Origin of the sequence: Streptomyces spinoverrucosus, assembly GCF_006539505.1 — a bacterium.
In the GTDB taxonomy this organism is placed as follows: Bacteria; Actinomycetota; Actinomycetes; order Streptomycetales; family Streptomycetaceae; genus Streptomyces; species Streptomyces spinoverrucosus.
In genome coordinates this window covers 97,035-105,409 of sequence record NZ_BJND01000039.1, presented here as the reverse complement: position 1 = coordinate 105,409, position 8,375 = coordinate 97,035, and the positions used below count along the sequence as shown (strand labels likewise).

General features: G+C 70.0%; 6 protein-coding genes. 4 read left to right on the top strand and 2 right to left on the bottom strand.

The features are described 5' to 3' along the window. Positions 1–546, bottom strand: a 546-nt coding sequence (locus SSP24_RS25660; RefSeq protein WP_174864707.1) for a hypothetical protein, incomplete at its 3' end; no start/stop codon positions are given. A 1-nt stretch (position 547) separates the two neighbouring features. Beyond that, positions 548–1,324: a rhomboid-like protein gene (locus tag SSP24_RS25655; protein ID WP_229865189.1), complete on the bottom strand. Its 777-nt coding sequence runs from the start codon at positions 1,322–1,324 to the stop codon at positions 548–550. 270 nt (positions 1,325–1,594) lie between these two features. On the opposite strand from SSP24_RS25655, the gene SSP24_RS25650 reads away from it, so the two are divergent. The 4 genes from SSP24_RS25650 to SSP24_RS25635 all read left to right on the top strand — a co-directional run bounded on the left by SSP24_RS25650 (position 1,595) and on the right by SSP24_RS25635 (position 8,319). Further along, complete coding sequence (locus tag SSP24_RS25650) at positions 1,595–2,272, top strand: spermine/spermidine synthase domain-containing protein (RefSeq protein ID WP_141312052.1); 678 nt, start codon at positions 1,595–1,597, stop codon at positions 2,270–2,272. A gap of 113 nt (positions 2,273–2,385) precedes the next feature. Then, the gene (locus SSP24_RS25645) at positions 2,386–3,126 is read left to right on the top strand and encodes a response regulator transcription factor (RefSeq protein WP_141312051.1); all 741 of its coding nucleotides are present in this window, start codon (positions 2,386–2,388) and stop codon (positions 3,124–3,126) included. Beyond that, a complete protein-coding gene (locus SSP24_RS25640; protein ID WP_141312050.1) occupies positions 3,123–4,232 on the top strand; it encodes a sensor histidine kinase in 1,110 nt (369 codons plus the stop codon). Before SSP24_RS25645 ends, SSP24_RS25640 begins: the two co-directional genes overlap by 4 nt. A gap of 280 nt (positions 4,233–4,512) precedes the next feature. Continuing rightward, entirely contained in the window at positions 4,513–8,319 is a 3,807-nt protein-coding gene (locus SSP24_RS25635) for a multifunctional oxoglutarate decarboxylase/oxoglutarate dehydrogenase thiamine pyrophosphate-binding subunit/dihydrolipoyllysine-residue succinyltransferase subunit (RefSeq protein ID WP_141312049.1), read from the top strand. Positions 8,320–8,375 lie beyond the last annotated feature (56 nt).

The window sequence follows — 8,375 nt, the reverse complement described above, 5'->3', positions numbered from 1 at the left end:
CGGCTGCGGCCCGGCGCTCTCGGCGTCCGGCTGGACGGCGGCGGGCCGGACGTACTGGGAGGGCTGCGAAGGCTGGGCGGGCACGGACACGCCGCCGCCCGCGACGGCGGGCGCGGCCGGGGCATCACCGCCCTCCACCGGCGCCACCGCAGGCACCGGCTGCGCGGACGACTCGACGGGACCCGGCCCCACCGCCTCACTCACCGACTGGATCCGCGCGAGCTGCGTCAGGATCACCGGCGCCGAGATACCCACCACGATGGCCGCGTAGGGCCCGCTGATCTGCCCGGTCATGCCGAAGAGCACCGCGAGGGCGGCCCCCATCGCGCTGTGCACCACAGCGGCGGTCAGATCGACGGCGGGGTCGAAGTAGTCGAGAAACCGGGGAGCGGGCAACTCCTGCCCCTGCTCCGGCGGCTGTCCCTGCCCCGGCTGCCGATGTCGGCTCCGCGCCGAACGCCAGTTCACGAACTGGATGTAGAGGTCGAGGGCCCCGCGCAGCGCACCCCCCACCGCTCCCAGCAGGATGAGCATCGGCACGTCCACGTCACGAGCGTAGGGCGGCCGTGCGGTGTGAGGAAGGCACTTCGGAATCATCGGACGCACCGGAGTCGCCCCGCGCCCGACGCCGGATCACCGGCCAGGTGGCGATCCCGACCGCCAGCGCGATCAGGTGCCCCCAGTCGGTCAACGGGTCCGTGAAGGCGAGCAGTTCACTGAGCAGCACCGCGCCGAGCCCGGCCAGCACCGGCCACCGCACCCACGGACCGAACAGCCCCGCCAGCGCCCCGCACCCCGCCGCGACACCGAAGCTGACGCCGTAGTCGAGGCGATGCAGCGAACTCTCGGGCAGCCGACCCGCGAGCACCGCCAGCCCTACCGGCACCTCGGTCGCCAGCGTGGCCAGCACATGCCCCAGCAGGAAGACACCGGCCGTCCGCACCCCGCCAATGCGCCGTTCCAGCGCGGTGAGCACCAGCAGGAAGCCGATCGCGAACGGCGACACGATCCCGCCCGCGATCCACAACGCGCTGGCCACCAGCACCAGCACGGGCGCCCGCACGAGGTGCGCCACATCGGTACTGGAGCCCTGAAGCAGGCGGTGCACCAACTCGGGGTCGGCGTAGGCCGCCACCAGCGACGTACCGGCCAGCACGGAGCCGTAGGCGAAGGTGAACGGTGTTCCGGTCGGGGTGGGCAGCAGCCGCCAGGGGCGGCGGGAGGGCAGCGAGGGCTCAGGTGTCGCGGCGACGCTTCGGCCGCGCTGGCGCGGGATCCCGTCGAGCACACGGCGCTTGCCGGGAAGGGCCACGGGCGTCGTCATGCCCGAAGCCGCGGCGGACGTCGCCGTATCGGAAGCCACAGCGGACGTCGTATCGGAAGGCGCGGCGCAGTCCGTCGTATCGGCCGCAGCGGTGCGTTCCACAGTGAGGCGCTCCTTCCGTCACCCCCACCCTTCGCCCACCCCGGCCCGCTGTCTATGACCGGCGCCACGAACCCGTACCCAAGATCCGGCGCCCCACCCTTCACCTCCCGTCAACGCCGTCTCCGTAATTGCGTCAACATTCCGTCAGAGAAGTGCCAGGATGGGCTGATGCCCACCACCTACGACATCCCCGAAGTCCTGGACCGTCGTGAGGGCCCGCACGGCGAAGTCGTGCTGCGGCGGCACGGGGCGTTGCTGCAGATCATCGCCAACGGCTGCTTCCTGATGGACACCTCCGACGGACGCTCGGAACGGCTGCTGGTCGACGCGGCGCTCGGCGCCCTCGACGGGCGCCCCGACCCACATGTACTGATCGGCGGGCTCGGTGTCGGATTCTCGCTCGCACATGCCTGCGGCAACCCGCGCTGGGGCCGGATCACCGTGGTCGAACGGGAGCGCGCCGTCATTGACTGGCACCGCGCGGGGCCCCTTTCCGAAGTGTCCGGCAATGCCCTCGCCGACCCCCGTACGGAGATCGTCGAAACGGATCTGGTCGATTACGTCAATGAGACTTCCGCCACGTTCGACGCGCTGTGCCTGGACATCGACAACGGGCCCGACTGGACCGTCACGGAAGCCAACGCGGGGCTGTACTCGAAGGCCGGACTCGCAGGCTGCGCAAGGGTGTTGAGGCCCGGCGGGGTGCTCGCCGTATGGTCGGCGAAACCCTCCCCGGAATTTGAAGGAAGCTTGCGGAATGCCGGTTTCCGGCATGTGCGTACCGAAGAGATCCCCGTTGCCCGGGGCGTTCCCGACGTCGTGCATCTCGGCGTCCGACCTGGATAGCCGAGCTGCGGTGACTCCCCGTACGCTGCTCCCCTGACGCCGATCATTCAAGCGTCAAGCGCAGTCATGGGATCACCCCACGGATTCCGGAAAGCACACTTCAGGGGCGGGCGATGGAGCAGACACACACCTCCCACAACGGCACCGCGGCGGCCACCCCGGGCGCACAGCGCCGGGTTCTGGTGGTCGAGGACGACCCGACGATCGTCGACGCCATCGCGGCCCGTCTGCGCGCCGAGGGATTTCTCGTTCAGACGGCCACCGACGGTCCGGCCGCCGTCGACACCGCCGAGGCCTGGCAGCCCGATCTGCTGATCCTGGACATCATGCTGCCGGGCTTCGACGGTCTGGAGGTCTGCCGGCGCGTGCAGGCCCAGCGGCCGGTGCCGGTGCTGATGCTCACCGCGCGCGACGACGAGACCGACATGCTGGTGGGACTCGGCGTCGGCGCCGACGACTACATGACGAAGCCGTTCTCCATGCGTGAGCTGGCCGCACGCGTGCACGTACTGCTGCGCAGGGTGGAGCGGGCCGCGCTGGCCGCCGCGACGCCGCGCAGCGGCATCCTGCGGCTCGGCGAGCTGGAGATCGACCACGCGCAGCGCCGGGTGCGGGTGCGCAGCGAGGACGTCCACCTCACCCCCACCGAGTTCGACCTCCTGGTCTGCCTGGCGAACACCCCGCGCGCGGTGCTCTCCCGTGAGCAGCTGCTGGCCGAGGTGTGGGACTGGGCGGACGCCTCCGGCACCCGGACCGTCGACAGCCACATCAAGGCGCTGCGCCGGAAGATCGGCGCCGAGCGGATCCGCACCGTGCACGGTGTGGGCTACGCGCTGGAGACACCGACGCCATGAGCGAGGGGCGGCCGGCCGCACGGAGGAGCCCCGGGGAGCCCTGGGGCGGCGTACGCCCGTTCTCGATCAAGACCAAGCTGGGCGCGCTGGTCGTGATCTCGGTGCTGATCACCACCGGTCTGATGATGATCGCCATGCGCACCGAGACCGAGCTGCGCTTCATCACGGTCTTCTCGATGATCGCCACCCTGCTGATCACGCAGTTCGTGGCGCATTCGCTCACCGCGCCGCTGGACGAGATGAACGCGGTGGCCCGCTCCATCTCGCACGGCGACTACACCCGCCGGGTGCGGGAGAACCGCTGGGACGAGCTGGGCGACCTGGCCGTCACCATCAACCGCATGGCCGACGACCTGGAGGCCCAGGAGCGCCAGCGCAAGGAGCTGGTCGCGAACGTCTCGCACGAGCTGCGGACGCCGATCGCGGGCCTGCGCGCCGTGCTGGAGAACATCGTGGACGGCGTCACGCAGGCCGACCCCGAGACCATGCGTACGGCCCTGAAGCAGACGGAACGGCTGGGGCGGCTGGTGGAGACGCTGCTGGACCTGTCCCGCCTGGACAACGGCGTCGTACCGCTGAAGCAGCGGCGGTTCGAGGTGTGGCCGTATCTGTCCGGGGTGCTGAAGGAGGCCAACATGGTGGCCTCCGCGCGCGCGGGCATCGCCTCCGGCTCCGGCAGTCACACCCGTACGGACGTCCATCTGCACCTCGACGTGTCTCCGCCGGAGCTGACCGCGCACGCCGACCCGGAGCGGATCCACCAGGTCGTCGCCAATCTGATCGACAACGCGGTCAAGCACAGCCCGCCGCACGGCCGGGTGACGGTCAGGGCGCGGCGCGGGGCGCTGCCGGAGTCGCTGGAGCTGGAGGTCCTGGACGAGGGCCCCGGCATTCCGCGCTCGGAGTGGCACCGGGTCTTCGAGCGGTTCAACCGGGGTGCGGTCAGCCGGCCACACGGCCCCGGCAGCGACGGCGGCACCGGCCTCGGTCTGGCGATCGCCCGCTGGGCGGTGGATCTGCACGGCGGCAGGATCGGGGTGGCCGAATCCGAGCGGGGTTGCCGGATCCTTGTCACCCTTCCGGGCCTGCCTTCTGTGCCAAGTTGACGTAAAGTTCGAAGCGGAGCCACAAGATCCACGGGCGTCCGCGCTGCCGGACACGTGTGATCAGGTCGAGGCCCGCGTCTTCAGCGCGCCGGGCCGTGCTCGCGCATCCCTTTTGCAGCGGAACCACGCTTGTTTCCCGCCATTTCAAGCCCCGAAACACGCCTTCTGATGTGACTTACGCGACGATGAACGGGCCCGACCTCACCTTCTCGGTCGTGGAGGCGTAGCCTTTATTCCCGCTGTCCATCACCTTGTGAAGCGGAAGAGGGCGGTTGCCGCCGTGTCGCCACAGTCCCCCAGTAACGCATCGAGTGTCTCGACCGACGCAGACCAAGCGGGCAAGAATCCCGCGGCCGCGTTCGGTCCGAACGAGTGGCTCGTCGACGAGATCTATCAGCAGTACCTCCAGGACCCGAATTCGGTAGACCGCGCCTGGTGGGACTTCTTCGCCGACTACAAGCCGGGGGCGGCTGCCACCCCGGCGCCGGCGGGTACCGCGGCTGCGGGGGCCGCGGAGACCACCAGCATCGCTCAGGCGCCCGCCCAGGCCGCTGCGGCGGCCCCGGCCGCACCCGCGGCCCCGAAGCCCGCCGCGGCCGCTCCTGCCCCGGCCCAGGCCCCTGCGCAGCCCAAGGCCCCGGCCCCGGCTCCCGCCCCGGCCGCCGCCAAGCCGCAGCCGAAGCCCAAGGCCGCCGCCGAGCCGGCCGCCGCGGCCCCCGACGGCCCGGAGCTGATCACGCTGCGCGGCCCGGCCGCCGCCGTCGCGAAGAACATGAACGCCTCCCTGGAGCTGCCGACCGCCACCTCGGTCCGCGCGGTTCCGGTGAAGCTGCTCTTCGACAACCGCATCGTCATCAACAACCACCTCAAGCGCGCCCGGGGCGGGAAGATCTCCTTCACGCACCTGATCGGCTACGCGATGGTGCAGGCCATCAAGGCCATGCCGTCGATGAACTGGTCGTTCGGCGAGAAGGACGGCAAGCCGACCCTCGTCAAGCCGCCGCACGTCAACCTCGGCCTCGCCATCGACCTGGTCAAGCCGAACGGCGACCGCCAGCTGGTCGTCGCGGCGATCAAGAAGGCCGAGACGCTGAACTTCTTCGAGTTCTGGCAGGCCTACGAGGACATCGTCCGCCGCGCCCGCGACGGCAAGCTGACGATGGACGACTTCACCGGCGTCACGGTCTCCCTGACCAACCCCGGCGGCCTCGGCACCGTCCACTCGGTGCCGCGTCTGATGCCCGGCCAGTCGGTGATCATGGGCGTCGGCTCCATGGACTACCCGGCGGAGTTCCAGGGCACCTCCCAGGACACCCTGAACAAGCTCGGCATCTCCAAGGTCATGACGCTCACGTCGACCTACGACCACCGGGTGATCCAGGGCGCCGCCTCCGGCGAGTTCCTGCGCCAGGTCGCGAACCTGCTCCTCGGCGAGAGCGGCTTCTACGACGAGATCTTCGAGGCCCTGCGCATCCCCTACGAGCCGGTCCGCTGGCTCAAGGACATCGACGCCAGCCACGACGACGACGTCACCAAGGCCGCCCGCGTCTTCGAGCTGATCCACTCCTACCGGGTCCGCGGCCACGTCATGGCCGACACCGACCCGCTGGAGTACCGCCAGCGCAAGCACCCCGACCTCGACATCGTCGAGCACGGCCTCACCCTGTGGGACCTGGAGCGCGAGTTCGCCGTCGGCGGCTTCGCCGGCAAGTCGATGATGAAGCTGCGCGACATCCTCGGCGTGCTGCGCGACTCGTACTGCCGCACCACCGGCATCGAGTTCATGCACATCCAGGACCCCAAGCAGCGCAAGTGGATCCAGGACCGCGTGGAGCGCCCGCACGCCAAGCCGGAGCGCGAGGAGCAGCTGCGCGTCCTGCGCCGGCTGAACGCGGCGGAGGCCTTCGAGACCTTCCTGCAGACGAAGTACGTCGGCCAGAAGCGCTTCTCGCTGGAGGGCGGCGAGTCCGTCATCCCGCTGCTGGACGCGGTGCTGGACTCGGCCGCCGAGTCCCGCCTGGACGAGGTCGTCATCGGCATGGCCCACCGCGGCCGCCTGAACGTCCTGGCCAACATCGTCGGCAAGTCGTACGCGCAGATCTTCCGCGAGTTCGAGGGCAACCTCGACCCGAAGTCGATGCACGGCTCCGGCGACGTGAAGTACCACCTGGGCGCCGAGGGCACCTTCACCGGCCTGGACGGCGAGCAGATCAAGGTGTCGCTGGTCGCGAACCCGTCGCACCTCGAAGCCGTCGACCCGGTCCTGGAGGGCGTCGCGCGCGCCAAGCAGGACATCATCAACAAGGGCGGCACGGACTTCACGGTCCTGCCGGTGGCGATCCACGGCGACGCGGCCTTCGCGGGCCAGGGCGTGGTGGCCGAGACCCTGAACATGTCGCAGCTGCGCGGCTACCGCACGGGTGGCACGGTCCACATCGTGATCAACAACCAGGTCGGCTTCACGGCCGCGCCCGAGTCCTCCCGCTCGTCGATGTACGCGACGGACGTGGCGAGGATGATCGAGGCCCCGATCTTCCACGTGAACGGCGACGACCCGGAGGCGGTCGTCCGCGTTGCCCGCCTGGCCTTCGAGTTCCGCCAGGCGTTCAACAAGGACGTGGTGATCGACCTCATCTGCTACCGCCGCCGCGGTCACAACGAGTCGGACAACCCGGCCTTCACCCAGCCGCTGATGTACGACCTGATCGACAAGAAGCGCTCGGTGCGCAAGCTGTACACCGAGTCCCTGATCGGTCGCGGCGACATCACCCTGGAAGAGGCCGAGCAGGCGCTGCAGGACTACCAGGGCCAGCTGGAGAAGGTCTTCACCGAGGTCCGCGAGGCCACCTCGCAGCCGGCGACGGTCCACACGCCGGAAGCGCAGGCCGAGTTCCCGGTCGCCGTGAACACCGCCGTGACCTCGGAGATCGTCAAGCGGATCGCCGAGTCCCAGGTCAACGTCCCCGACCACATCACCGTCCACCCGCGTCTGCTGCCCCAGCTGCAGCGCCGGGCGTCAATGGTCGAGGACGGCACGATCGACTGGGGCATGGGCGAGACCCTCGCCTTCGGCTCGCTGCTCCTGGAGGGCGTCCCGGTCCGTCTGGCGGGCCAGGACTCCCAGCGCGGCACCTTCGGCCAGCGGCACGCGGTCATCATCGACCGCAGCACCGGCGAGGAGTACACGCCGCTGCAGTACCTGTCGGAGGACCAGGCACGCCTGAACGTCTACAACTCCCTGCTGTCCGAGTACGCGGCGATGGGCTTCGAGTACGGCTACTCGCTGGCCCGCCCCGACGCGCTCGTGCTGTGGGAGGCGCAGTTCGGCGACTTCGTCAACGGCGCGCAGACGGTCGTGGACGAGTTCATCTCCTCGGCGGAGCAGAAGTGGGGCCAGACGTCCGGCGTCACCCTGCTCCTCCCGCACGGCTACGAGGGCCAGGGCCCGGACCACTCGTCCGCGCGCCCGGAGCGCTTCCTGCAGCTCTGCGCCCAGAACAACATGACGGTCGCCATGCCGACCTCCCCGTCGAACTACTTCCACCTTCTGCGCTGGCAGGTGCACAACCCGCACCACAAGCCGCTGGTCGTCTTCACGCCGAAGTCGATGCTGCGTCTGAAGGCCGCCGCGTCGAAGGCGGACGAGTTCACCACGGGCGGCTTCCGCCCGGTCATCGGCGACGCGTCGGTGGACCCGGCGGCGGTGAAGAAGGTCGTCTTCTGCGCCGGCAAGGTCTACTACGACCTGGAGGCCGAGCGGGTCAAGCGCGGCGTCACGGACACGGCGATCATCCGCATCGAGCGGCTGTACCCGCTGCCGGGTGCGGAGCTCCAGGCGGAGATCAAGAAGTACCCGAACGCCGAGAAGTACCTGTGGGCCCAGGAGGAGCCGGCGAACCAGGGCGCCTGGCCGTTCATCGCCCTCAACCTGATCGACCACCTGGACCTGGCGGTCGGCGCGGAGGTCCCGCACGGCGAGCGCCTGCGCCGCATCTCCCGCCCGCACGGCTCGTCGCCGGCGGTGGGTTCGGCCAAGCGCCACCAGGCCGAGCAGGAGCAGCTGGTGCGTGAGGTGTTCGAGGCGTGAGCCTCTGACGTACGCCTGACAGGGCCCGGTTCCGGAAGCTTCCGGAACCGGGCCCT

Excerpts from the sequence above, each read along its gene's own strand:
- SSP24_RS25655 (WP_229865189.1), bottom strand. The coding sequence starts at position 1,324 with ATGACGACGCCCGTGGCCCTTCCCGGCAAGCGCCGTGTGCTCGACGGG.
- SSP24_RS25650 (WP_141312052.1), top strand. The coding sequence starts at position 1,595 with ATGCCCACCACCTACGACATCCCCGAAGTCCTGGACCGTCGTGAGGGC.
- SSP24_RS25645 (WP_141312051.1), top strand. The coding sequence starts at position 2,386 with ATGGAGCAGACACACACCTCCCACAACGGCACCGCGGCGGCCACCCCG.
- SSP24_RS25640 (WP_141312050.1), top strand. The coding sequence starts at position 3,123 with ATGAGCGAGGGGCGGCCGGCCGCACGGAGGAGCCCCGGGGAGCCCTGG.